Genomic DNA, 24,399 nt, shown 5'->3' with positions numbered 1-24,399 from the left:
AGTTGAATTATTTAAAACTAATAGTTATGAACTAAAACTACAGGCTATTATTTAAAACCTGAGTGTTTTGTGTAAAATAAAATAATGTTTGAAATTTATCCTAGTTATTGCAATGACATGTCATAAAGCTATGAGTGACATAAAAGAAATCGTAGAAAATAATAATTATAAACGCTATTTATGTATGATAAAAATTGTATTTGTTTTAGTAACGTTTATTTTAAAAACATTTTTAATATGAAAACATTAGAATTAAATGAAATGGAAATTTTTTTTGGAGGAAATGCAGCATGTGTAGGAGCAGTTGCTTCAGGTGTTGGTGTAGTCTTTGACACTGTAGGCTTAATTGTAGGTGTTGCTAGTGGACCTTTAGGTTGGGGACTTTTAGCTGTTGGTTTAGTTGGACTTGTAGCTTCAAGTTGGGGAGATCCTTGTGCTAACGTTTAATTGTTTTAAAATTAGGCAGTATAAATATAATTACTACCTAATATTTAGAATATAATAAATATAAGAATGATAAAAAATAAAAAACTAATTCTAAAAAGAAATGGAGAATTGAACAACAGAAATAGGGGTTATAAATTATTTATAAATGACGAATATTTTGAAGATATTAATATAAATGAGGAAAAAATTATTATTATAAATTCAGATATAGTCAATTTAGTTCTTAAAATAGATTGGTGTAAATCTAAAAAGCATGAAATTAAATTTAGAGATAATGAAAATCAAAAAGAATTTGAAATAAGTAGCTCAATTTCTAATAAACTTTGGAATTTAATAGTTGTAGGAATCATATTTTCGATGCTTTTATTTTTTATTTTAAGAATAAATTTTTTTGGAATTTTGGCTATAGGTTTTGTGTTAATACCTTTTTATAAAATTACAATTGTTAGAAATAATTATCTAATTATTAAAGAGGTTAAAACTTAAATAAGAAGATTCTTATTGTTCAATGAACTTCCTAGTATTTTTCTAATTTTATATTAGAATCACTTTATTATTCTTTCTATAAAAATGAATTTTTAATTCCCTCAAAATCCTTACTTTTATTTTTTCTAAAAAGTAAGATTTGTTAACACATTTATCTATACATAATTATGCGTTAATCAATCAATTATCGATTGATTACACAAAAGGTTTATCAATAATAACAGGTGAAACAGGAGCCGGAAAATCCATTTTATTAGGAGCTTTAGGCTTGGTAATGGGAAATCGTGCCGATTTATCATCTTTAAAGAATACAGAAAAGAAATGTGTAATAGAAGCACAGTTTGATGTAGAAGGTTATTCTTTGCAAAACTTATTTAAGAAGTTAGATCTTGATTATGAAGCGGAGACTATTATAAGAAGAGAGATTTTACCTTCAGGAAAATCAAGAGCATTTGTAAATGATACGCCAGTTACTTTATCAGTATTAACTTCCTTAAAAGGAAGATTGATAGATATTCATTCACAGCATCAGACTATGGAATTATCTGATGTAGGTTTTCAGTTCTCTGTAATTGATGCTTTGGCTAAAAATCAAGCAAAAGTAGCATCGTACCAAAGAGGAATGGTGAAGTATAATTCTCTTAAAAAAGAATTAAAAACACTTCAAGAAGAAACTGAAAAATCTAAAGAACAATACGAATATAATTTACACTTATTTAAAGAACTTGAAGAGGCTGACTTAAAAGAAGGGGAGCAGGAAGTTTTAGAAGAAAAGCTTGATAAATTAAATAATATTGAAGAGATAAAATTAAATTTATCAGAAGCTTTACAAACTTCTATCAACGAAGAAATAGGAATTCAGAGTTTGCTTCATTCATTAGAAAATAACTTACAGAAAATTAGCTCTTTTTCTAAAAATTATGAAGAACTATCTAATAGAATCTCTAGTGTAAAGATAGAATTGGACGATGTTATTTCTGAATTAGAAACAGCGAATGAAGATGTTGAGTTTAATCCTAATGAGATAGAGGAATTAAATGATAGATTGCAATTAATTTATAATTTACAAAAAAAGCATTCGGTAGATTCTATAAAAGAATTATTAGCTATTTATGAATCGTTGTCAGAAAAAGTAGCTCAAGTTGAAGATGCAGGAGGTTTACTAGAAGCAAAAAAATCAGAAATTAATGAGGTTGCTAAAAAGCTCGATGAAGTAGCAGCCATGATTACAAAATCTAGAAATAAAGCGATTCCTAAATTACAAAAGGAGTTAGAGTTTTTATTAGCAGAGTTAGGAATGCCAAATGCTCGTTTTTCAATAGAGTTAACCGATTCTGAAGCTTATTTATCAAACGGAAAAGATAATTTAGCATTCTTATTTTCGGCAAACAAAGGAGGAAATTTTGGAGAGCTTAAAAAAGTAGCATCTGGAGGTGAACTTTCTAGAATTATGCTATCGATTAAAAAAATATTATCAAAAAATATACAATTACCAACCATTATTTTTGATGAAATTGATACAGGAGTATCCGGTGAAGTATCTAACAAAATTGCAAAGATTATGGAGGATATGGGAGCTAACATGCAGGTAATTACGATAACACACTTACCACAAATAGCAGCAAAAGGAGCAAGACATTACAAAGTATTTAAAGGAGAAGAAAAAGGAGTTACCACTTCTAATTTAAAAGTACTGTCTGAAGAAGAGCGTATTGTGGAAATAGCAGAGATGTTAAGCGGAAAAGATATTTCAGAAAGCGCCTTAACCCACGCAAAAGAATTATTAAATTAAGGTATATTTGCTGAACAAACGAACAACTATATTTAAAAATATAAAATAATATGTATAACTTATTAAAAGGTAAAAAAGGAATTATTTTTGGAGCATTAGATGAAAATTCTATTGCTTGGAAAGTTGCGGAGCGAGCTCATGAAGAAGGAGCGGAATTTGTTTTAACCAATGCACCTATAGCAATGCGTATGGGGCAAATTAAAGAGTTAGCAGCAAAAACTGGATCTGAAATTATTCCTGCAGATGCTACTTCTATGGAAGATTTAACAAACTTAGTTGAAAAGTCTATGGAAATTTTAGGTGGAAAAATAGATTTTGTATTACACTCTATAGGAATGTCGGTAAATGTACGTAAAGGACGTCATTATACTGATTCTAAATATGATTTTACAACAAAAGGATGGGACGTTTCAGCTGTGTCATTTCACAAAGTAATGAACGTTTTATACAACAAGCAAGCTATGAATGAATGGGGAAGTATTGTTGCATTAACTTATATGGCTGCACAGAGAGTATTTCCTGACTATAATGATATGGCTGATAATAAAGCTTATTTAGAGTCTATTGCTCGTAGTTTTGGTTACTTCTTTGGAAGAGATCACAAAGTACGTGTAAATACAATTTCACAGTCACCAACCCCAACAACAGCTGGACAAGGAGTTAAAGGTTTTGATGGATTTATTTCTTATGCAGAAAAAATGTCTCCATTAGGAAATGCTACTGCTTTAGAGTGTGCTGATTATACAATTTCATTATTCTCAGATTTAACAAAGAAAGTAACGTTACAAAACTTATTTCATGATGGAGGATTCTCTAATATGGGAGTGAGTGATGCAGTAATGGAAAAATTTACTGAAGAGTAATTTTTAGATAAAGAAAAAAATAAAATGCAAATCGTTAGATTTGCATTTTTTATTGATATATACAGTTATGAACACAATTTTACACATTGAGAAGGAGCTTGAATCATTAAGACAAGAGTTAAAAACACATGATTTATATACATCGTTAAAAGATATTGAAGATGTAAAAACATTTATGGAATCTCACGTATTTGCAGTTTGGGATTTTATGTCGTTGTTAAAAGCATTGCAACAAAATTTAACTTGTGTTAATTTACCGTGGCTTCCAGTAGCAAACTCAACTACAGCTCAATTTATAAATGAAATTGTATTAGGAGAAGAGACAGATGTAAATGAGTTGGGAGAGCCTAAGAGTCATTTCGAGATGTATATCGATGCTATGAGGCAAGCAGGGGCAGATACTTCTCAAATAGCTAAATTTATATCAAAACTTATTGATGGTGAAAATATTCAAGAAGCCTTACAAAGTGTAAACGCTATTGATGAAGTAAAAGAGTTTATAAACTTTACTTTTGAAGTAATAGCAACTTCTCAACCTCATATTATAGCTTCAAGTTTTACATTTGGTAGAGAAGATGTAATACCAGATATGTTTTTAGAAATAGTAAAAAATACTGAAGAAAAGGAAAGTTCAAACTATAGTAAACTTACTTATTATTTGAATAGACATATTGAATTAGATGGAGATGAACATGGGCCTTTATCATTAAAAATGATTGAAGAATTATGTGGTACAGATCAACAAAAGTGGGATGATGTATTGTACTATGCAAAAGAATCTTTAGCAAAAAGAATTAATCTTTGGAAAGGTATTACTAAACAAATAAATGAAAGTGTTTTAGTATAATGGAATTAAATTTTTCTATAATAGTTCCGGTATATAATCGGCCAAAAGAAATTGATGAATTATTAGAAAGTCTTATTAAACAAGATTTTCAGCATAATTTTGAAGTACTTATTATAGAAGATGGATCTGATAATTCTTCTGAGGAAATAGTTGATAGCTATAAAGAGAAATTAAATCTTCATTATTTTTTTAAAGAGAATAGTGGGGCAGGAGCTAGTAGAAATTATGGAATGGAAAAAGCTTCTGGAAACTATTTTATTATACTTGATTCTGATGTGATTGTTCCTCAACAGTATTTATCTGAAGTTTACCAAAGATTAGAAGAAAAATACACTGATGCTTTTGGAGGACCAGATGCTGCACATGAAAGTTTTACAACACTTCAAAAAGCAATAAACTACTCGATGACTTCTATTTTAACAACAGGAGGAATTAGAGGTAAGAAAAAAGGAGTTGGAAAATTTCAACCAAGGAGTTTTAATTTTGGATTGTCAAAAAAAGCTTTTCTAGCAACCAAAGGTTTTTCTAAAATGAAAACTGGAGAAGATATCGATTTAAGTTTTCGATTATGGGAAGAAGATTTTGAAACTCAATTGATAGAAACAGCCTATGTGTATCATAAGAGAAGAAGTACTATAAAACAATTTTTTAAGCAAACTTTTTCTTTTGGAACAGCAAGGCCTATCTTAAATAAAAAATACCCAGAAACAGCTAAAATCACTTTTTGGTTTCCAAGTTTATTCATTATTGGATTAGATATTGCTATTATAGCAGCCTTATTTGGAATATGGCAGTTTTTAGCTTTTTATGGAGTTTATTTTACTTTTCTATTCATCGATTCATTATTTCAAAATAAAAGCCTTAAAGTAGCTTTTTTTAGTATTATAACTACACTTACACAGTTTTATGGATATGGTTTGGGATTTCTTCAATCTCAATTTATAAAAAAATAAAAGCTCCCAATTTCTTGAGAGCTTTTTTTATTTATTTACTAATCAATATTATTTTTCAGGATTTAATACTCCTAGAATATAACCATTAGTTAAATATTTTTTAGCAACTTTCTGAATATCTTTTTTAGTCAAAGCATTTACGCGATCTTCAAAAGATGTAGCATCAGAATCATCATTTTTTTGGTAGTCAACATTTTTAATTGCTCTTAACCAAAAACGATTTTTCTTAAGATCTTCTTTATGATCAGCAATCATTGCTTTTTTAGTTTTCATTAAATCTTCTTCAGTAGGACCATTTTTAACAATGTCAGCAACTTGATCAACAGAAATTGTTTTTAATTTCTCAACATTTTCTGGAGCACAAGGGAATGAAATATTAAAACGATACCATCCGTATGGCATTTTTGAAATACGTCCTCTAGTTCTAGAAGAATAAACTCCTCCTTCTTTTTCACGTAATTTTTCAGTTAATTTAATACCTACAATTTCTCCTAAACTAGTAAAAGCTAAAGCGTCTTTCTTATTGTATTTAGCTTTACCTTGGTAAGTAATACTTACGTTACTTTTTGGATCTTTACCTTTCAATACAGTTTTCGAGTGTGATCCTGATAAAGGTCTGAAAGAACTTACTTTGTATGATTCATTAGAATTTTTACCAGGTAAACTAGCTATGTATTTCTTAGAAAACTCTGCAAGTTTATTCTCATCGACGTTACCAACAAAATAGAAGTTAAAATCACCAGCATCAGCAAAACGCTCTTGGTACTTCTTATAAGCTAAATTATAATCAGCTTTTTCATATTTTTCAGGTGTTGGAAAGCCAGTGTAACGAGTATTTCCTTCGTTCATAAATTCAGACATTTCTTTTTGAAAGAAGAAGTTTGGACTAGCTAATAAGTTTCCTAAGAATCCTTTTTGCTTGTTAACATATGATTTAAACGCTTTTTCATCTTTATTTAAAGAAGTAAAATATAAATGAACCATTTGGAAAAGCTCTTCTAAGTTTTTAGGAGAAGCAGAACCTCTAAATCCTTCACTTAATCCACCAATATATGGATTAACACGTACAATTTTACCAGACATCATCTTAGATAAGTCATTTTTAGAGTAGTTGTTAATTCCAGCTTGTGATAGTGCTCCATTAGCAAAAGAAGTAGCTTTTAACTCTTCATCCGAGTATAAAGAAGTACCTCCAAAACTGAATGCATCAAATAAAATTTCATCATTTTTAAAATCAGTCTTTTTGAAAGTAACTTTAGCACCGTTGCTTAATACAAATGTTTTAGTACCTAATTTTTTGTTTTCAGTTGTTTTAACAATTGTTCCAGCAGTTGGAGCTTTAGTAATTAAAGAAGTAGCTACAGCTTTATCTTCATAAGGCTTTAAATCTTTTGTTTTTACATTGTTTAAAGCATCTAAAACTTGTTGTTCAGTTACTACTTTTTTAGGTCCAGTAATAACAACTACACGGTTATCATCATGTAAAAAGTTTTTAATAATGTTGTTAACTTCATCAAGTTGAACTGAAGGTAATAACATTTGGTGAGCTTTGTATTCCCAATCAATACTAGGGATTGGCTCTTTGTCTAAATAGTTACTTACGTATTCACCAACAATTCTGTTAGATTCTCTTTTATCTTTGTCTTTAAAAGCTTTTTCAATACGAGCAACTACATTTTTCTTAGCTCTATCTAATTCACCTTGTTTAAATCCATATCTCTTTACACGCTCGCTTTCGTCTAATAAAGCTTGTAATCCTTTTAATTGACCATCAGCACTAGTTCCAGCCATAGATTGGTAAGCGTTTTTACCTCTAGCCCAAGTACCTCCATGGTAACTAAATCCGTAAACAAAAGGTGGTTTTTCGCTGTTACGTAATTCGTCTAAACGATTGTTTAACATTTGAGCGAATAAAGACTTCACTAAAGAGTTTATATAGTCACCAACAGTTACTTCTGGTTTAGCTTCGTCATAATCTTTGTACATTAATTGTACTCTAGAAAAAGGAGCTTCTTTATCAGCTTCAATAGCGATAAAAGTTTCTTTATGATTCTTTAAAGGAGCAACCTCTCTTTTTCTTGGGTTTTTAGCTACAGGAATTTTACCGAAGTGTGATTTAATTTTTTCTTCTAAGGTTTTTACGTCAACATCTCCAACAGCAACAACAGCCATTAAATCTGGACGGTACCAATCTTTATGAAAACGACGAATACTTTCATGTTTAAAGTTTTCGATGCTTTCTTTGGTTCCAATAGGTAATCTTTGAGCATATTTAGAACCATGCATTACCTTAGGTAAGTATTTTTCTAACATACGACTGTCTGCACCTCTACGAGAACGGTATTCTTCTAAAACAACACCACGTTCTTCATCAATGTCTTTTCCTTCTAATAATGCTCCATGTGCCCAGTCTTCAAGAATTTGAAAACCTTTTTCTAATTTAGTCTCATCATCACTAGGAATAGGTAAAATATATACTGTTTCATCAAAACCAGTATAAGCATTTAAATGTGCACCAAATTTTACACCAATAGATTGTAAATAATCTACTAATTCATTTTTCTTAAAGTTTTTAGTACCATTAAAGTTCATGTGCTCCATGAAGTGAGCTAAACCTAATTGATCATTATCTTCTAGAATAGATCCGGCATTAACAGCTAAACGTAATTCAACTTTGTTAGCTGGTTTAGGGTTTTGTTTAATGTAATATGTAATTCCATTAGATAGCTTACCTATCTTAACTGAAGGATCAGTTGGAATTTTCATAGAACGAATTTTTTCCTTTTTAGAAAGCTGCTGCTTTCTTTCTTTGGCAATTTGACTATAGCCAGATGTGGCTATCAAAGCGAGGGATAACCCCCATAAAATTTTTCTCATAGTATTATCTATAAATTGATTGAATAGCTAATATACTATGATAAAGTTAATAACTAAAAGTTTAGTTGTTAATTAGTGTTAAAAAAGGCTCTCAGTTTTTGAGAGCCTTTCCTTAAATAATATCTAAAATATTTTCTGGTGGACGTCCAATAACTGCTTTGTTTCCATTAATAACAATTGGTCGTTCTATAAGTTTAGGATTAGTTATCATTGCATCTATAATTTCTGCATCAGATAAATCTTTTCCTTTAAATCCTTCTTTCCAAATTTTTTCGTTTTTTCGAACTAATTCAATAGGAGATATGTTAAGCAAGTTAATCACTTCTGTTAATTCTTCTTTACTAGGAATATTATCTAAGTATTTTACTATCTCAAATTCTTTCCCAGATTCTTCCAAAATTTGTAAACCGTTTCGAGATTTACTACATCTGTTGTTATGGTATATTTTTATCATTATTTTTCTTTTTGTCCGTTTAACATTAAATAAGCCTTTAAAAAAGGATTGATATTTCCATCCATTACAGCGTCTACATTTCCAGTTTCGTGAGCTGTACGTACATCTTTTACAAGTTTGTATGGATGCATTACATAGTTACGTATTTGGCTACCCCATTCATTTTTCATCTTATTGGCTTCAATATCGGCACGAGCTGCTAAACGTTTTTGTAACTCAATTTCATATAATTGTGATTTAAGCATTTGTAAAGCAGTAGCTCTATTATCATGCTGAGAGCGAGAATTAGAACATTGAATTTGAATTCCAGTTGGCTTATGGTGTAGTTGAACTTTAGTTTCTACTTTGTTTACATTTTGTCCACCAGCACCACTTGAACGTGCAGTTGTAATTTCAATGTCAGCAGGGTTTATTTCAATTTCTATAGAATCATCAGCAACAGGATACACATATACAGAAGCAAAAGATGTATGACGCTTGGCATTGCTATCAAAAGGAGAAATTCTAACTAAACGATGTACACCGTTTTCACCTTTTAACCATCCGAAAGCATAATCACCCTCAACTTCAATTGTTACTGTTTTAATACCAGCGGTATCTCCAGCTTGGTAGTTTAAAGTTTTTAATTTAAAACCTTGTTTTTCTGCCCACATAGTATACATACGAAATAACATCTCAGTCCAATCACAACTTTCAGTTCCTCCAGCACCTGCTGTTATTTGTATGGTAGCACTTAAACTATCTCCTTCATCAGATAACATATTTTTAAATTCAATATCTTCTAAATAAGTAGCGGTTTTTTCAAATTGCTCAACAACTTCAGCCTCTTCAACATCTCCTTCTTTATAAAAATCGTATAAAACAGTAAGATCTTCATTCATTGTAACAATTGAATTATAATCATTTACCCATTTCTTTTTAAAACGAAGTGATTTCATTAATATCTCAGCTTCTTTTGGATTGTTCCAAAAGTCAGGATCCGCAGTTTTTTCTTCTTCATTGTTAATTTCAATTAACTTCTTGTCAATTTCTAAATAACCTTTTAACTTGCCGATTCGTTCAGTAACATTTTTTAACTGTTCGTGTGTAATCATAATGCAAAAATACATTTAAAAATCGTAGTTAAAAATGGAAATAAACTTAATAAGCGATACAGTAACAAAACCAACCGAAGGAATGTTAAAAGCAATGACGAATGCAGAAGTTGGTGATGATGTGTTTGGTGCTGATCCTACTGTAAATTTATTACAGGATAAAGTTGCTAAATTATTTGGAATGGAAGCAGCTTTATTTTTCCCATCAGGAACCATGGCAAATCAAGCGGCTATAAAGATACATACCCAACCAGGTGATAGAATGTTTTGCGATAAATGGGCACATGTGTATAATTACGAAGGTGGTGGAGCAGCTTTTAATTCAGGAGTAACTTCATATTTAATTGATGGTGATAGAGGAATGTTTACAGCTGAACAATTAGAAAATGCTGTATCTGGTAGAGCAGATATTCATGTTCCTTTTAATCGATTAGTATGTATTGAAAATACAACTAATAAAGGAGGAGGTGCATGCTGGGATTTTGAAGAATTAGTGAAAATAGGTAAAGTAACCAGAGATTATAATTTAGCATATCATTTGGATGGTGCTCGTTTGTTTAATGCATTAGTTGCTCAAAATGAAACTCCTCAACAATATGGTGAATTGTTTGATACAATTTCTATTTGTTTATCAAAAGGATTAGGAGCTCCAGTTGGATCAGTTTTAGTAGGAAGTAAAGAGCATATAGAAAAAGCATTACGTGTACGTAAGCTATTTGGAGGAGGTATGAGACAAGCAGGTTTTTTAGCTGCAGCAGGAATTTATGCGTTGGATAACTTAGTAAACCGTTTAGCCGATGATCATTCAAGAGCAAAAGCAATTGGTGAGGTTTTAGAAAGTTGTTCATATGTAAAAAAAGTAGAACCAATTGAAACCAATATTGTTATTTTTTACGTAAATGATACTATTGATTCAATAGACTTTATTGAGAAAATGAAGCAAAAAGGTATTTTGTTAATTTCTATGGGAGAAGGCAAATTACGAATTGTTACTCATCTTGATTTTACAGATGAGATGTTAACCATTTTACTAAGTGAATTAAAATCATTTTAATAAAAAAGAGGAAGTTAAAAACTTCCTCTTTTTTATTAGTTTAAATCTTCTAGTTTAGATAACTCTTTATAGTTTTTATTTAACTTTCTTAATAGAACTCCATAGATTATTCTATAGAATAACCAGAGAATAAGTACCATAAATCCTAATAAGAAAACAGTAGCTATGATTAATGAAATTAATAAGTGTTGTTTATTATCAGGGGTTGCAATTCCTTGACTGTTATAATAATCTATTAATAAATCTAAATCTGAGAATACGAAGCATAGTAGAAAAATATTTGCAAAAACTACATACAAAAGATTAAAGTATACATAGTATTTTACTGTTTTTCGGGTTTTTAATATTTTCTGAAGTAAGACTTTTGTTGTATCAGAAATAGAAATTGATTTGTAATTCTTATAAAAGAAGTATAGGAAAACAACAATAACAAAGTAATGAAGATATATACTTACTTTTACAAAGCTTTTTAAATGTAATTGCTCATATACTTCTGTGTAGGATGATTCAATAAAAAATATGTTCAATCCTGACCAAAATAAAAGCTCTAATATTCCAATAATAAAAATCCACTTAACAATAGATGACGACTTGGAGTGTGCCATCTTGTAAATATCAACTTTAGAAACTCTATCGGTTTCTTCTGGTTGATTATCCCATGCTTTTTTATACTTATCTAAATCCATTTATTACTATGGGTTTAATGTTTTTTTTAATTTTTCTTTAGCTCTGTTCATTTTTACTCTTGCATTTACTTCACTAATACCTAATGTTTCTGATATTTCTTTGTAAGGTTTGTCTTCTAAATACAAAAAGATAAGAGCTTTATCAATATCGTTTAGTTTTCTAATAGCATTATATAATGCTTTCAGTTGTAATTCTTCAGTCTCATCATAATCTTCAGCCTTAATTTTAAAAGTGTAGTCGGTAATGTCTTGAGTTTTTACAGTTCTGGTAGATTTTCTGTACAAAGAAATAGCAGTATTTAAAGCTACTCGATACATCCAAGTACTAAATTTAGCATCACCTCTAAACTTATTATAGTTTTTCCATAGCTGAATTGTTATCTCTTGAAATAAATCATTGTGTGCATCTTGATTGGTAGTGTATATTCTACATACCTTATGTACAATGTTTTGATTTGCTTCAAAATCAGATAAAAATTTATTTTCTAGTTTCTTTTCCACTAAGTTTAGTCTAGTTGATAAATTATAAGTAGCTCAAAAATACAAATTGTTACAGTTCATCCTAAAAAAATTACAATTGAGTTTTTTTTAATTTCAAAAACATCATCACCTCTAGATATTTGTAGTGTATTAACTAACAAATTAAAAGAGATGAAATTTTTTACAACACTTTTTTTAGTGAGCTTATTTTTTATTGTAGGAAAAATATCAGCCCAAAATAGAACGGTAACAGCAACGGTAACAAATGCCACTACTGATGAAGGTAAAATAAGTTATGCATTGTTTACTAAAGATAATTTTAGAAAAGAACCAGTTTTAGCAAAAACGTCAAAAATTACTAAAGGAAAAAGTACCGTAGTTTTTGAAAATGTACCTGAAGGAGAGTATGCACTTATTTGTTTCCACGATAAGAATAACAACAATAAAATGGACTTTGAACCAAATGGTATGCCAATGGAAGATTATGGAGTATCTACTAATAATATAAATAGGTTTGGACCTCCACAATACGATCAAATCAAATTTTTAGTTGATGATAAAAATGTATCTTTAGAAATTAGATTTTAATCACAATATTTAGAGTACAAAAGATGAAAACAAGAGCAGAAATATTCTCTCCAAAGGAATTAAAAAAAGGCATATTATTAGCTTTAAAAATTACATTAATATTTGGAGTATTCTTTTTCTTAATAGGAGGAGGGAGTTATACGATTAAAGGTTTTCTAATGTCGTTAGGTATATCTGCTTTATATTCTTTTGGACTAGGTTTTGGACAAGGGCTTTTAAACGATTATTTAAGTACTAAGTGGGATTGGGTAACTAAAACAAATACTCGTGTTTGGGTAGGTATAATAGCTACTATATTATATACAGTGCCAGCTATTTTAATAATAGATTATATATTGTTTATAATAATACAAGGTCGAGATATAGCACTGTTTTTTAAGTCTCCTTTATTATGGATTCACTTATTTTGGATACAATTTTCTTTTGGAGTTTCTGCTTTTTTACATGCAAGAGGTTTCATGTTAGAGTGGAAAAGAGCGGCAAATAAAGAAACTACACAGCATGAAATAGTAGCAAAGACTGAAACAGCGAAGTTTGAAACATTAAAAAGTCAATTAGATCCTCACTTTTTATTCAATAGTTTAAATGTATTAACCTCTCTAATAGGAGAAAATACTAGACAAGCAGAAAGGTTTACAACTAAATTATCAAAAGTTTACCGTTATGTTTTAGAGCAAAGGAATAAAGAGTTAGTACCAATAAAAGAAGAGTTACAATTTGCTAGGACATATATGGAATTGTTACAAATGCGATTTGAAGATGCAGTCAAATTTACAATACCAAGTGAGATAAGTAATCCAGAGTTAAAAATAGTTCCATTATCGTTACAATTGTTACTAGAGAATGCAGTAAAGCATAATGTGGTTTCTTCAGCAAAACCTTTGGAAATAAAGATTTTTGAAGAGAATGGATTTTTACAAATTCAAAATAATATAAACCCTAAAGAAGCAATAGGCAAGAGTACTAAAGTAGGGTTAAGGAATATAGCAGATCGTTATGGTTTAATAACTAACAGAGCTGTTGAAATAAAAAATAATAATAAAACATTTACAGTGAGTTTACCACTGTTAACAAAATCAAATACAATGAATTATAATACAAACGATTTAGAGAATAGTAAGTATGTAAAAGCAGTTGAAAGAGTAGAGAAGTTAAAAGAGTTCTATCAAAACTTAATATCATACTGTTTAGTAATACCTTTTTTAGTGTTCATCAATTTAAAGACGTACTCAGGTTTCCAGTGGTTTTGGTTTCCAATGATAGGTTGGGGAATAGGTTTAGTTTTCCATTATTTAGAAGTGAATAATTACAATTTATTCTTAGGTAAAAATTGGGAGGAGCGTAAGATCAACGAGATTTTAAAAGATGAAGAAAAATATAGATAAGATGGAAAGAGAATACACAGAAGAGTATAGGTACGCCAGAGCAAAAAAGAAGGTAGAAAAGATAAAAGGTTTATATATTCATTTAATAGTAACAGTTTTAATAATTCCAGTCTTAATTTTTATCAACTTAAAGTTTGTACCTGATCATTACTGGTTTTATTACCCAATAATTGGGATGTCAGCAGGATTGTTTTTTCACTGGATGGGAGTCTTTGGATTTGAAAGAATAGGATTTGGAAAAGATTGGGAAGAACAAAAAATTAAAGAATTTTTAAAAGAAGAAAAGTAATCATGGATACTAGATATACAGAAGAAAAACAATACTTAGCAGCTAAGAAAAGGCTTAAAGAAATTAAAGGGTTTTATGCTCATCTTTTTGTGAATGTTTTATCAATTATAATAATAGTAGCAGTAAATTTAATATTCTCTCCCTATTATCACTGGTTTTGGTTTGCTGTAGCAGGAATATGTATTGCTACATTTATCCATTGGATGCTTGTTTTTGGAAAAGAAATTTTTGGATTTGGAAAAGATTGGGAGGATAAGAAAATCAAAGAGTATTTAGAAAAAAAGAAATAAAATGGAAAGAGATTATACACAAGAACATAAATACATGTTAGCTAAGAAGAAAGTAGAAAAGATAAAAGGTTTCTATTGGCACTTAGCAGCATATATAGCGGTAAATATTTTTATATCAACAGTTATCGTTATAGGTTTAACAACAGAAGAAGATAAATCTTTTGTAGAGGCTATAACTCATTTTGGAGTGTATGCAACCTGGCTTTTTTGGGGAATAGGTTTATTTTTTCATTGGCTAGGAACATTCGGAACAAATATCTTTTTTAATAAAGATTGGGAAAATAGGAAGATTGAAGAATATATAAAGGAGTTTGATGAAAAAAGAAGATAAATACTTACAGGCTCAGAAGAAAGTAGCTAAGCAAAAGAATTTTTATAATCACCTACAGGTGTTTGTCATAATGATGATTGTAATCATTGTTTTTTCAGATACAATATTCAATTTTTTTGAAGAGCATATTTCTAATCAAAATACTTTAAAATGGATAAGAACTAATATTTGGATAAATTCATTGTTATGGGCATTTGGCCTTCTAATTCATGGTATCTATGCATTTAAAAACAAGATTTCTATTATAGAAAACTGGGAAAAGAGAAAGATAGAAGATATAATGAATGAAAATTAACTAACTATGGACTCAAAACAACAATCAGATAAATATATAAAAGCTAGAAAAAGAGTAGAAGATATAAAAAAGTTTTATAAGCATTTAACATTCTATATTTTAATAAATTTAGTTTTCATAGGATATAGAATTTTTAAAGATATTGATTATGGTAGTACTTTTGTAGAAGCTTTTACAGATATTAGCAATTATAAAATCTTTTTTTGGTGGGGCGTGATTTTAATACTACATGGAGTTAGTGTTTTTGGAAAGGATTTACTTTTTAATAAAGAGTGGGAAGAAAGAAAGGTTAAAGAATACATGGATAAAAATTAAAAATTGATAATGAAAGTATTAATAATTGAAGATGAAAAACCAGCAGCTAGGAGGTTAAATAGAATGTTAGCTGAATTAGGAATTGAAGTAGAAACAATGTTACATTCTGTAGAAGAATCTATTAATTGGTTTCAAAAGAATGAGCATCCTGATTTAATTTTTTTAGACATTCAACTATCTGATGGTTTATCATTCGAAATTTTTGAAGAAGTAGAGGTAAAATCGGCAATAATTTTTACTACAGCTTATGATGAGTATGCGTTAAAAGCATTTAAATTAAACTCCATAGATTATTTATTAAAACCAATTGATGAGGACGAATTAAAAATTGCTGTTGATAAATTTAAAGAAAACCAGCCTAAACAATCGGATGTTCAAGTTAATATTGATGATATTAGAAAGTTATTAATTAATCCAGTTGATAGGAAATTCAAAAAGCGTTTTACTATAAAAGTAGGGCAACACATAAAAATTATACATGTAGATGAAATAGAGTGCTTTTATTCAGAAAATAAATCAACTTATATTCATACTAATTCAAATAGAAATTACTTGATAGACCATTCACTAGAACATTGGCAAGAACAACTAGATCCAGAGCAATTCTTTCGAGTAAATAGAACCTATATTATTCATATAAATGCCATAAAAGATATTATTTCGTATACTAATTCACGCTTAAAATTAGTATTACATTCATTTAATGAAGCAGAAATAATTGTTAGTAGAGAACGAGTAAAAGATTTTAAAAATTGGATAGATTAAATTTAAACTTAGTACTAGTAAAATAGACTAATACTAAGTTTAATTTAAGATGAGTTATTTTCCTTTAGCTTTAATAAAGTCGGAAATTAAATAACTTATAAATTTACCTACTTGTCCTGCAGCTGTTTCATTATTCATTACTGCAGGAGCTCCTTCACAAATATGTATATAAGAAGCATTTGGGTTTTTAGCAAAGAAATGTACAAACTGTCTAGCTTGTAAAGAAGTAAAACCACTAGGAGTCATAGCACTACTAGGAAAGTTTTGAATACAATCTAAGTCTATTTCAATACCAAAAGGTTTGTCTTGAATAAAATTTGAAGCACGTTCAAGTTCACTCTCAAAAGAAAGACTTTTATAAACTTCTAATTCTTCGTAAGTATTATAATCAATATTGGATTTGTCTTGCATGTAATCAAAAATATACTGAGGAGTATAATTTTCATGTAAACCAAACATAAAGTACTTATCTAGATAATTACGTTCTATAGCATAAGAAAATCCATTTCCACTATGACGTTCTTCTAATTGACGTAAATCGGTATGCGCATCTAAATTGATAACATTAATAGCTTGTTGTTTCGCTTCAGAAAAACCTTTTAAATTTCCGTAAGAGTTATTATGTCCACCGCCAATTACAATTGGAATTTTATCAGCTTCAACAATCAATTTAATAACTTCTGAAAGTTTTTGATCAATAGCTTTTACAAGTAAATCACCTTTATTTCGATCGCTTTTATCAAAATAAGAAACATCTTCTAAATAGTCTAAGTATCCTAAAACAAAAATATTTTCTCCGTTGATAAATTGATTTTCTTGTGTACTTAAGAATGCTTTTAAAGCAGGAGTAAAAGCTGTATGAGCACCACCATTTCCATAATTCATTTTTACACCAATATCTTCAGGTACTCCAAGAATTACAAATTTAGCAGATGAATTATTTAGTTCTTCAATAATGTTAGAACTATCAGATATGGTTTGTATTAACTCACCAATTTTAGTTTCTCCTTTTCTAAGACTAACAAAATTTTTGATGTCGTGTTCTGAAAATGTACGTAACATATTAAATAGCTTTTCCATTAATAAAAACGGAATCAATTAATATTGATCCAAAATTATAAGGAATAGCCCCATAACTTAAAATTTCTTTTGTAATAATAAAGTTTGCTTTTTTTCCTTTAGTAATACTCCCAACTTCATCAGAAAGGTTCATGGCATACGCACCATTAATGGTTGCGGCATTAATAGCTTCTTCCGGAGTCATCTTCATCTTAATACATGCAGTAGCTACAACAAAATTCATATTACCAGAAGGAGTAGAACCAGGATTAAAGTCTGTAGCTAATGCTAATGGTAAACCAGCGTTTATAATATCGCGAGCAGGTGTGTAAGGAATACTTAGAAAATAAGAACAAGAAGGTAAAGCAACAGGCATTGTTTCCGAACCTTTTAATGTTTCAATATCATCGGCATTCATAACTTCTAAATGATCAACAGATAAAGCGTCGTGTTTAACACTTACTTGAACTCCACCTATAGTAGTAAATTGATTTACATGTACTTTTGGAGTTAAACCATATTGTTTTCCAGCTGATAAAATTCTGTCAGTATCTTCAACAGAGAAATAACCAGTTTCACAAAAAGCATCTATAAATTCAGCTAAATTTTCTGATGCTATTTTAGGAAGCATTTCATTAATAATTAAATTAATGTATCCTTCTTTATTATTTTTATATTCAGATGGGAAAGCATGAGCACCTAAGAATGTTGCTTTGATAGGTAAGTTATAATTTTCTCTTAATTTTTTTATAACACGTAACATTTTTAGTTCAGCATCAACAGTTAAACCATATCCAGATTTAATTTCAACTGCACCTGTACCTTGTTTCATAACTTCTTCTAAACGAACAGAAGATTGTTTATATAGTTCTTCTTCAGAAGTTTCTTGCAGCTTTTTTGCTGAATTTAAAATACCTCCACCGTTATTAGCTATCTCTTCATAAGATAAACCATTAATACGATCAACAAATTCTTGTTCTCTATTTCCTGCATATACAATGTGCGTATGAGAATCGCACCAAGCAGGAAGTATCATTTTACCAGTACAATCAACAGTTTCATCAGCAGAAACAGATAACTCATTCATAGGACCAAAGTCAACAATTCTATCATCTTTTAAAAGTAAAAAAGCATTTTTTATAGTGGGTAAAATCTTCATTTCATTACCACTTACTTTTTTTATAGAGTGATCTCTCACCTGAATTAATTCCTTGATATTTATCAATAATGTTGTCATATGTTGTTCTTAAATTTGGCTAAAACAAATTTACATTAAAAACGATTAATTATGGTTTATTTTTTAGGATTGATTAGCTTTTTAATACTCACATTTATTTCACTAATTCATTTGTATTGGTTTGCAGGAGGAAAATGGGGATTTAATCAAGTAATACCAACAAAATTAAATGGGGAGGTAGTATTAAAACCAAAATGGATTGATAGCTTATTTGTTGGAGTATTTTTATTAATTATTGCTATGCTCTTTGCTACTAAGGTAAATCTTTTTCAAATAGAAATGATACCTGAATGGTTTTTGAAGTATGGATTATATATAGTTTCTGGTGTTTTTATACTACGTGCTGTAGGAGAGTTTAAGTATGTTGGTTTTTTTAAGAAAGTAACAGAAACAAAATTTGCAAAAAACGATTCTAAATATTTTTCTCCTTTGTGTTTATTTTTAGGAGTCATCGCTATATTAATAGAAGTATATTAGATATAAAAAAAGCGCAAAACTAATATTTTGCGCTTTTTGTTATTATTGAGGAATAAATTTATTTTTTTCCGAAAATACCACCTAATAGTCCACCAAGTAAACCACCAGATTTTTGTTGACTATTACCGCCTCCTAAAACCATTCCAGCAACATCATCTACAATACTTCCATCTCCATCAGCGTCTAAAATTTGTTCTAAAAAGCTTTGTTCTTTTTGAGCAGAACTTCCACCAAGTAACCCTCCTAATAAACCACCAAGGTCACCAGAGTTACTTACATTGTTTTGTCTAGATTGTTTTCCTAAAACTCCCATTAAGATAGGAGCAGCTGTTTTTAAAATATCACCAACAGCGCCAGCATCCATTCCAGATTTTTGCCCAATAACCTGTTCAACACCTTGTTGCTTGCTTCCTAACACGTGTCCTAAAATTTTACTACCATCTTGTAAAACATCAGCATTAACTCCTCCTTTGAATAAGTCACCTAAATTATCTAAAATACCACCATCGTGTTTATTTAAAGCTCCCATTAATCCCTCTGCTCCTTGAGAGGTAGCTGAATTACGTTGCATTGCTTTCATCAATACAGGTAAAGCCATTGTTAATACACTACTAGTTTTGTTAGTATCTTGACCTGTTGAACCTGCTACACCAGATATAATTGTTTTCCCTAAGTCGCTGTTTAATAAATCTAAAATTCCTGCCATTTTTTATTATAATAAGATTAGTAAATAGTTTTCAATAATTGAGACACAAGTTACATATTTAAGGTCACATTTTTTTTAAATATTTATTTTTACCTTACAGCCGTTAAAAAACTAAATAGATTACATGAAAAAACTGGCTTTACACTGGCAAATTTTAATAGGAATGGTTCTAGGTATCCTTTTTGGATTAGCGATGACTTTTGTAGACGGAGGAAGTACATTTGTAGGAGATTGGATAAAACCTTTAGGAACCATATTCGTAAAACTATTAAAGTTAATTGCAGTACCATTGATTATAGCATCTTTAATTAAAGGAATATCTGATTTGAAGGATATTTCTAAGTTTAAGAACATCGGGCTTCGAACTATTGTAATTTATGTAGGAACTACGGTAATAGCTATAACTATAGGGTTAATTTTAGTAAATGTTGTGCAGCCTGGTAATGGAATTTCAGAAGAAACAATAACTAAACTTACCGAAACCTATGCAAATAGTGGTAGTGTACAAGCTAAAATAGCAGAGGCAAGTAAGCAAAAAGCGAGTGGACCTTTACAGTTTTTAGTAGATATGGTACCAGACAATGCTTTAAAAGCAATGGGGAATAACAAATCGATGTTGCAAGTTATTTTCTTTACTATTTTCTTAGGAATTTCAATGCTATTAGTAGGAGAAAAGAAATCTAAACCATTAAAAAAGTTTTTTGACTCACTAAATGAGGTGGTGTTAAAAATGGTAGATTTAATCATGTTATCTGCACCCTATGCGGTATTTGCATTATTGGCAAATGTAGTGGTATCTTCTAATGATCCAGATTTATTATTAGCCTTATTAAAATATGCTTTAACAGTTATTGGAGGATTATTATTGATGGTAGTTTTCTATATGGTTTTAGTTAGTGTATTTACAAAGAAAAACCCATTATGGTTCTTAAAACAAATAAGTCCAGCGCAATTATTAGCGTTTTCAACAAGTTCAAGTGCAGCAACTTTACCAGTAACTATGGAACGAGTAGAAGAACATGTAGGTGTAGATAAAGAAGTATCTAGTTTTGTATTACCTGTTGGAGCTACTATTAATATGGATGGAACAAGTTTATATCAAGCAGTAGCAGCAGTATTTATAGCACAAGCATTAAGTTTTGATTTATCCTTTGGAGATCAGTTAACTATTATTTTAACAGCATTATTAGCATCAATAGGTTCAGCAGCTGTGCCAGGTGCTGGAATGGTAATGTTAGTAATCGTATTAGAAGCTGTAGGTTTTCCAGCAGATAAATTAGCAATAGGTTTAGCGTTAATTTTTGCTGTTGATAGACCTTTAGATATGTGTAGAACAGTTATCAATGTAACAGGAGACGCTACAGTTGCTTCATTAGTAGCAAAATCAGTTGGTAAATTAGGAAAACCAAATCCAAAAAACTGGGATGATAATTATGATGAGGTAAAATAATTTTTAACCTTTATTCCATATAAAAAAAAATATTACTTTTATAAACACCACTGTAGCTTTTACATTGGTGTTTATTTGTCTAAAAAGACTGATAAAAACTAACTAAATTAACTTAATACAATTTTATTGAATGAACATTTGTTTTTTAATGTATCCTTGGGAGGAAATAAACCCTGAGAATGATTCAACATTAACACTTATTCATGAGTGTGCTAAAAGAGGACATGGTGTTGCCATTTGTACGCCTTCTAATTTAACAATACGTAATAGTATAACAAATGCATTTTGTACAATTATAGAAAGAATGGATAAAGTTCCTTCAAGTATAAAGTCTTATTATAAAAAAGCAACCACACGAGAAGAAATGTTGCCATTAGCAGGTTTTGACGCTATTTTTATGAGAGCAAATCCACCATTAGATCCATTAATGTTAAACTTCTTAGATTCTGTAAAGGATGATGTATTTGTAATAAATTCTGTTCAAGGAATGCGAGAAGCGAATAATAAGTTATATACAGCGGTTTTTGAAGACCCTAACAATGAAATTATTCCAGTTACACACGTTTCAAAGAATAAAGGATATTTAATTAAAACAATTGAAGAATCAGAAGCTGATAAAATGATTCTAAAACCATTAAATGGTTATGGAGGATCAGGAGTAATTCTAATAGAAAAATCGGCAATGGGTAATATTAATTCATTATTGGATTTTTACATTAGTAAAAGTGATGGTTCATCAGATTATGTAATTCTTCAAGAGTATATTGAAGGAGCAGAAAAAGGAGATGTACGTATTTTATTACTGAATGGTTTACCAATTGGTGCTATGAAACGTATACCTGGAGAAAAGGATCATCGTTCTAATGTTACGGCTGGAGGAAGAGTGGAAAAACATAAACTTACCAAGGCAGAAAAAATACTTTGTGAAAAAATAGGACCAAAATTAGTGAAAGATGGATTGTATTTCGTAGGAATAGATGTTATTGGAGGTAAACTAGTTGAGGTAAATGTAATGAGCCCAGGAGGAATAACTTATATTAATAAAGTTTCTAAAGTAAAGCTTCAAGAAAAAGTAATAGACTTTTTAGAAAGTAAAGTACTAGAAAAGAATGCTGCTTTTATTAGAATGACTAATTTAAAAAGAACAGTAGATGAAGCTTAATGTAAATGAAGCGATTGTTACTGTAGAATGGTTATATCAAAATTTAAAAGCAGAAAACTTAATAATATTAGATGCTACTATAACTAAAGTAGGAACTACAGGAAATAAAGGACAAGTAAAACAACAAATACCCAATGCTGTTTTTTTCGATTTAAAAAATGTTTTTTTAGATAAAAATGGAGAGTTTCCTAATACCATCCCTTCAGAAAAATATTTCCAAGAAGAAGTACAGAGGTTAGGAATAAACAAGGATAGTTGTATTGTTGTTTATGACGATTTAGGAGTGTATTCAGCTCCTAGAGTGTGGTGGTTGTTTAAAACTTTTGGTTTTGCTAACATAGCAGTATTGAATGGAGGACTACCAAACTGGTTAAAACATGATTATTCAGTTGAGGTTCCAAAATTTAAAGAAATCGTTAAAGGTGATTTTACTGCAAATTATAAGAGTGAAAAAATAGGTTTTGTAAAAGATGTATTAGAAGCATCAAATAAAGAAGAATTAATATTAGATGCTCGTTCAAAAGGAAGATTTCATGCCACAGTAGCAGAACCTAGAACAGATTTAAGAGGAGGTCATATTCCAAATTCTAAAAGTTTACCATATTCTGAATTACAAAGAGAAGGAATGATGAAATCAAAAGAAGAACTCCAAGAAATATTTCAAAAGTTAAATCCTAAAAATGAAGAAGCTATTTTTTCATGCGGATCAGGAATAACGGCTTGTATTTTGGCATTAGGAAGCGAAATATCAGGAAATAAAAATTATAAAGTATACGATGGTTCATGGACAGAATGGGCTAGTAAAATAGAATTACCAATAGAGAAATAGATGAGTTTAGATTGGACGAAAAGAGAGTTTGAAGTATATGTTTTATTATACGCAGCACACTGTAATCATATTGAAACAAAAGAAGAACGAGCATATATATTATCGAAAGTAGATGAAGCTACTTTTAATAAAATGCATACTGAGATTGTGGTAGAAACAGAGCATCAAAATTTAGAAAAAATACAAACTTATTTGAATGAAAACTCATATTCTATTCAAGATAAAAGAGAATTAATTCAAGATATAAAAGAAGTTTTTTTTGCTGATGGAACTGTGGATGCAGTTGAAAAGAAAGTATTTTCATTGTTGCAGAAAATTTTAAGTTAGTATGGTAAAACTTACTATTGAAGAGATTATTCAAAAAATTCAAAATGAAGAAATTTTTGAAGCAGTATCAAGCGATTATTCTTTTACTCTAAAAATAGAGGAGTATGTACCTTATGTGTGTGGAGCAGTTCATGATGGACATCAATTCAGAAAGGAATTGTGGGAAAACTGTATTCATACAGAATATGAAAGATGGTATGAAGAAGATCCAGCAACCAAAGCTATGGTTCAATCACATCCAATAGTAATTGCAGGTTTAGATTCTCGTTTTGAATACGATTTGAATAGAGCACCAGAAACGGCGATTTATAACGATGCTTGGGGAAAACAATTATGGAAAGAACCTCTTTCAGAAAAAAATAGAAATATAAGCCTAGCAAAGCATACTAATTTTTACAAAGTAGTATCGAGCCTTATTTCTAAAATAGAAGAAAAATTTGGCTGTTGTATAGTATACGATATGCATTCTTATAATTGGCAACGTTGGGATAGAGAAGTGCCTACATGGAACTTAGGTACTAAAAACGTAAACAATGAAAAATATGGTGATTTTATAGAGTCGTGGAGAGAAATTCTAGAAAAAACACCAATGCCTAAAGGGATTCAATCTACTTCTAAAATTAACGATACCTTTCAAGGAAATGGCTATTTTTTAAAACACATAACTAGTAATTTTACGAATACATTAGTTCTAGCAACAGAGATTGCAAAAGTATATTGTGATGAATTAACACAGGTTATGTACCCAGAAGTTGTAATTGCAGTAGAAGATTACTTAAAAACAACGTTAAAAAAGCATGCTGAAGCTTTTTATAAAGTACACAAGTTGTAAATTTGTACCACTTTTTGAAAACGAATAAT

Annotated in this window: 29 protein-coding genes; 21 read left to right on the top strand and 8 right to left on the bottom strand. The window is 29.7% G+C overall.

The features are described 5' to 3' along the window. Positions 1-237 precede the first annotated feature (237 nt). From F7018_RS04905 to F7018_RS04880, 6 genes are all read left to right on the top strand, one after another. Positions 238-447 carry a hypothetical protein gene (locus F7018_RS04905; RefSeq protein ID WP_150898898.1) on the top strand — a complete coding sequence of 70 codons (210 nt, stop codon included), beginning with the start codon at positions 238-240 and terminating at the stop codon, positions 445-447. Positions 448-513: 66 nt separating this feature from the next. After that, positions 514-933 (top strand): hypothetical protein, encoded by a 420-nt coding sequence (locus tag F7018_RS04900; protein WP_150898897.1) that lies wholly within the window; start codon positions 514-516, stop codon positions 931-933. 139 nt (positions 934-1,072) lie between these two features. After that, a complete protein-coding gene (gene recN / locus F7018_RS04895; protein WP_150898896.1) occupies positions 1,073-2,725 on the top strand; it encodes a DNA repair protein RecN in 1,653 nt (550 codons plus the stop codon). Between the two features lie 50 nt (positions 2,726-2,775). Continuing rightward, positions 2,776-3,588, top strand: a complete 813-nt coding sequence (locus tag F7018_RS04890) for an enoyl-ACP reductase FabI (protein WP_150898895.1) — start codon at positions 2,776-2,778, stop codon at positions 3,586-3,588. Between the two features lie 67 nt (positions 3,589-3,655). Further along, positions 3,656-4,435 carry a DUF3050 domain-containing protein gene (locus tag F7018_RS04885; RefSeq protein WP_150898894.1) on the top strand — a complete coding sequence of 260 codons (780 nt, stop codon included), beginning with the start codon at positions 3,656-3,658 and terminating at the stop codon, positions 4,433-4,435. After that, entirely contained in the window at positions 4,435-5,388 is a 954-nt protein-coding gene (locus F7018_RS04880) for a glycosyltransferase (RefSeq protein ID WP_150898893.1), read from the top strand. Before F7018_RS04885 ends, F7018_RS04880 begins: the two co-directional genes overlap by 1 nt. A gap of 48 nt (positions 5,389-5,436) precedes the next feature. Here the strand turns inward: F7018_RS04880 and F7018_RS04875 are convergent, their stop codons facing one another. From F7018_RS04875 to prfB, 3 genes are all read right to left on the bottom strand, one after another. Beyond that, positions 5,437-8,265, bottom strand: a complete 2,829-nt coding sequence (locus F7018_RS04875) for a M16 family metallopeptidase (RefSeq protein ID WP_150898892.1) — start codon at positions 8,263-8,265, stop codon at positions 5,437-5,439. A gap of 112 nt (positions 8,266-8,377) precedes the next feature. Beyond that, positions 8,378-8,719 carry an arsenate reductase (glutaredoxin) gene (gene arsC, locus F7018_RS04870; RefSeq protein WP_150898891.1) on the bottom strand — a complete coding sequence of 114 codons (342 nt, stop codon included), beginning with the start codon at positions 8,717-8,719 and terminating at the stop codon, positions 8,378-8,380. After that, positions 8,719-9,813 (bottom strand): peptide chain release factor 2, encoded by a 1,095-nt coding sequence (gene prfB, locus F7018_RS04865; protein WP_150898890.1) that lies wholly within the window; start codon positions 9,811-9,813, stop codon positions 8,719-8,721. The genes arsC and prfB overlap by 1 nt, the downstream gene beginning before the upstream one ends. 34 nt (positions 9,814-9,847) lie before the next feature. Between prfB and F7018_RS04860 the strand changes: the two genes are divergently transcribed. Beyond that, on the top strand, positions 9,848-10,867 hold the full coding sequence (locus F7018_RS04860; protein WP_150898889.1) for a threonine aldolase family protein: 1,020 nt from the start codon (positions 9,848-9,850) through the stop codon (positions 10,865-10,867). 35 nt (positions 10,868-10,902) lie between these two features. On the opposite strand, the gene F7018_RS04855 is transcribed toward F7018_RS04860, so the two are convergent. Beyond that, positions 10,903-11,553 (bottom strand): hypothetical protein, encoded by a 651-nt coding sequence (locus tag F7018_RS04855; protein ID WP_150898888.1) that lies wholly within the window; start codon positions 11,551-11,553, stop codon positions 10,903-10,905. 6 nt (positions 11,554-11,559) lie between these two features. After that, positions 11,560-12,054 (bottom strand): RNA polymerase sigma factor, encoded by a 495-nt coding sequence (locus F7018_RS04850; protein WP_150898887.1) that lies wholly within the window; start codon positions 12,052-12,054, stop codon positions 11,560-11,562. Positions 12,055-12,204: 150 nt separating this feature from the next. Here F7018_RS04850 and F7018_RS04845 point away from each other — a divergent pair, with 150 nt between their 5' ends. From F7018_RS04845 to F7018_RS04810, 8 genes are read left to right on the top strand one after another with little or no spacing between them, the layout of a single operon-like run. Next, entirely contained in the window at positions 12,205-12,621 is a 417-nt protein-coding gene (locus tag F7018_RS04845; protein WP_150898886.1) for a DUF2141 domain-containing protein, read from the top strand. Between the two features lie 23 nt (positions 12,622-12,644). Then, a complete protein-coding gene (locus F7018_RS04840) occupies positions 12,645-14,006 on the top strand; it encodes a 2TM domain-containing protein (RefSeq protein WP_150898885.1) in 1,362 nt (453 codons plus the stop codon). Continuing rightward, positions 13,987-14,295 (top strand): 2TM domain-containing protein, encoded by a 309-nt coding sequence (locus F7018_RS04835; protein ID WP_246175046.1) that lies wholly within the window; start codon positions 13,987-13,989, stop codon positions 14,293-14,295. The genes F7018_RS04840 and F7018_RS04835 overlap by 20 nt, the downstream gene beginning before the upstream one ends. Before the next feature lie 2 nt (positions 14,296-14,297). Beyond that, positions 14,298-14,585: a 2TM domain-containing protein gene (locus F7018_RS04830; protein WP_150898884.1), complete on the top strand. Its 288-nt coding sequence runs from the start codon at positions 14,298-14,300 to the stop codon at positions 14,583-14,585. Position 14,586: 1 nt separating this feature from the next. Continuing rightward, positions 14,587-14,916 (top strand): 2TM domain-containing protein, encoded by a 330-nt coding sequence (locus tag F7018_RS04825; protein WP_150898883.1) that lies wholly within the window; start codon positions 14,587-14,589, stop codon positions 14,914-14,916. Further along, on the top strand, positions 14,900-15,211 hold the full coding sequence (locus F7018_RS04820; protein ID WP_150898882.1) for a 2TM domain-containing protein: 312 nt from the start codon (positions 14,900-14,902) through the stop codon (positions 15,209-15,211). The genes F7018_RS04825 and F7018_RS04820 overlap by 17 nt, the downstream gene beginning before the upstream one ends. A 6-nt stretch (positions 15,212-15,217) precedes the next feature. After that, positions 15,218-15,526 (top strand): 2TM domain-containing protein, encoded by a 309-nt coding sequence (locus F7018_RS04815; RefSeq protein ID WP_150898881.1) that lies wholly within the window; start codon positions 15,218-15,220, stop codon positions 15,524-15,526. Between the two features lie 9 nt (positions 15,527-15,535). Next, positions 15,536-16,291, top strand: a complete 756-nt coding sequence (locus F7018_RS04810; RefSeq protein WP_150898880.1) for a LytR/AlgR family response regulator transcription factor — start codon at positions 15,536-15,538, stop codon at positions 16,289-16,291. Positions 16,292-16,345: 54 nt separating this feature from the next. Here the strand turns inward: F7018_RS04810 and F7018_RS04805 are convergent, their stop codons facing one another. Together F7018_RS04805 and hutI are read right to left on the bottom strand one after the other, a co-directional pair. Then, complete coding sequence (locus F7018_RS04805) at positions 16,346-17,353, bottom strand: formimidoylglutamase (protein ID WP_246175045.1); 1,008 nt, start codon at positions 17,351-17,353, stop codon at positions 16,346-16,348. Between the two features lies 1 nt (position 17,354). Then, entirely contained in the window at positions 17,355-18,587 is a 1,233-nt protein-coding gene (gene hutI / locus F7018_RS04800; RefSeq protein WP_150898878.1) for an imidazolonepropionase, read from the bottom strand. 51 nt (positions 18,588-18,638) lie between these two features. On the opposite strand from hutI, the gene F7018_RS04795 reads away from it, so the two are divergent. Continuing rightward, positions 18,639-19,064 carry a DUF3995 domain-containing protein gene (locus tag F7018_RS04795; protein ID WP_150898877.1) on the top strand — a complete coding sequence of 142 codons (426 nt, stop codon included), beginning with the start codon at positions 18,639-18,641 and terminating at the stop codon, positions 19,062-19,064. 58 nt (positions 19,065-19,122) lie between these two features. On the opposite strand, the gene F7018_RS04790 is transcribed toward F7018_RS04795, so the two are convergent. Then, positions 19,123-19,770, bottom strand: a complete 648-nt coding sequence (locus F7018_RS04790; protein WP_150898876.1) for a DUF937 domain-containing protein — start codon at positions 19,768-19,770, stop codon at positions 19,123-19,125. A 124-nt stretch (positions 19,771-19,894) separates the two neighbouring features. Between F7018_RS04790 and F7018_RS04785 the strand changes: the two genes are divergently transcribed. The 5 genes from F7018_RS04785 (at position 19,895) to F7018_RS04765 (ending at position 24,370) form a co-directional block, all read left to right on the top strand. Next, a complete protein-coding gene (locus F7018_RS04785; protein ID WP_150898875.1) occupies positions 19,895-21,220 on the top strand; it encodes a dicarboxylate/amino acid:cation symporter in 1,326 nt (441 codons plus the stop codon). A gap of 130 nt (positions 21,221-21,350) precedes the next feature. Then, positions 21,351-22,382 carry a glutathione synthase gene (gene gshB, locus F7018_RS04780; protein WP_150898874.1) on the top strand — a complete coding sequence of 344 codons (1,032 nt, stop codon included), beginning with the start codon at positions 21,351-21,353 and terminating at the stop codon, positions 22,380-22,382. Further along, positions 22,372-23,211, top strand: coding sequence for a sulfurtransferase (locus F7018_RS04775; protein WP_150898873.1), 840 nt, complete (start codon positions 22,372-22,374; stop codon positions 23,209-23,211). The genes gshB and F7018_RS04775 overlap by 11 nt, the downstream gene beginning before the upstream one ends. Then, positions 23,212-23,538: a hypothetical protein gene (locus tag F7018_RS04770; RefSeq protein ID WP_150898872.1), complete on the top strand. Its 327-nt coding sequence runs from the start codon at positions 23,212-23,214 to the stop codon at positions 23,536-23,538. It abuts the gene before it with no gap. A gap of 1 nt (position 23,539) precedes the next feature. Further along, on the top strand, positions 23,540-24,370 hold the full coding sequence (locus tag F7018_RS04765; RefSeq protein ID WP_150898871.1) for an N-formylglutamate amidohydrolase: 831 nt from the start codon (positions 23,540-23,542) through the stop codon (positions 24,368-24,370). Positions 24,371-24,399: the final 29 nt, after the last annotated feature.

The sequence above is a fragment of the Tenacibaculum aiptasiae genome (assembly GCF_008806755.1).
GTDB lineage: Bacteria > Bacteroidota > Bacteroidia > Flavobacteriales > Flavobacteriaceae > Polaribacter > Polaribacter aiptasiae.
Note: the sequence above shows the minus strand (reverse complement) of the source record. Positions and strands in the feature narration are given on the sequence as shown.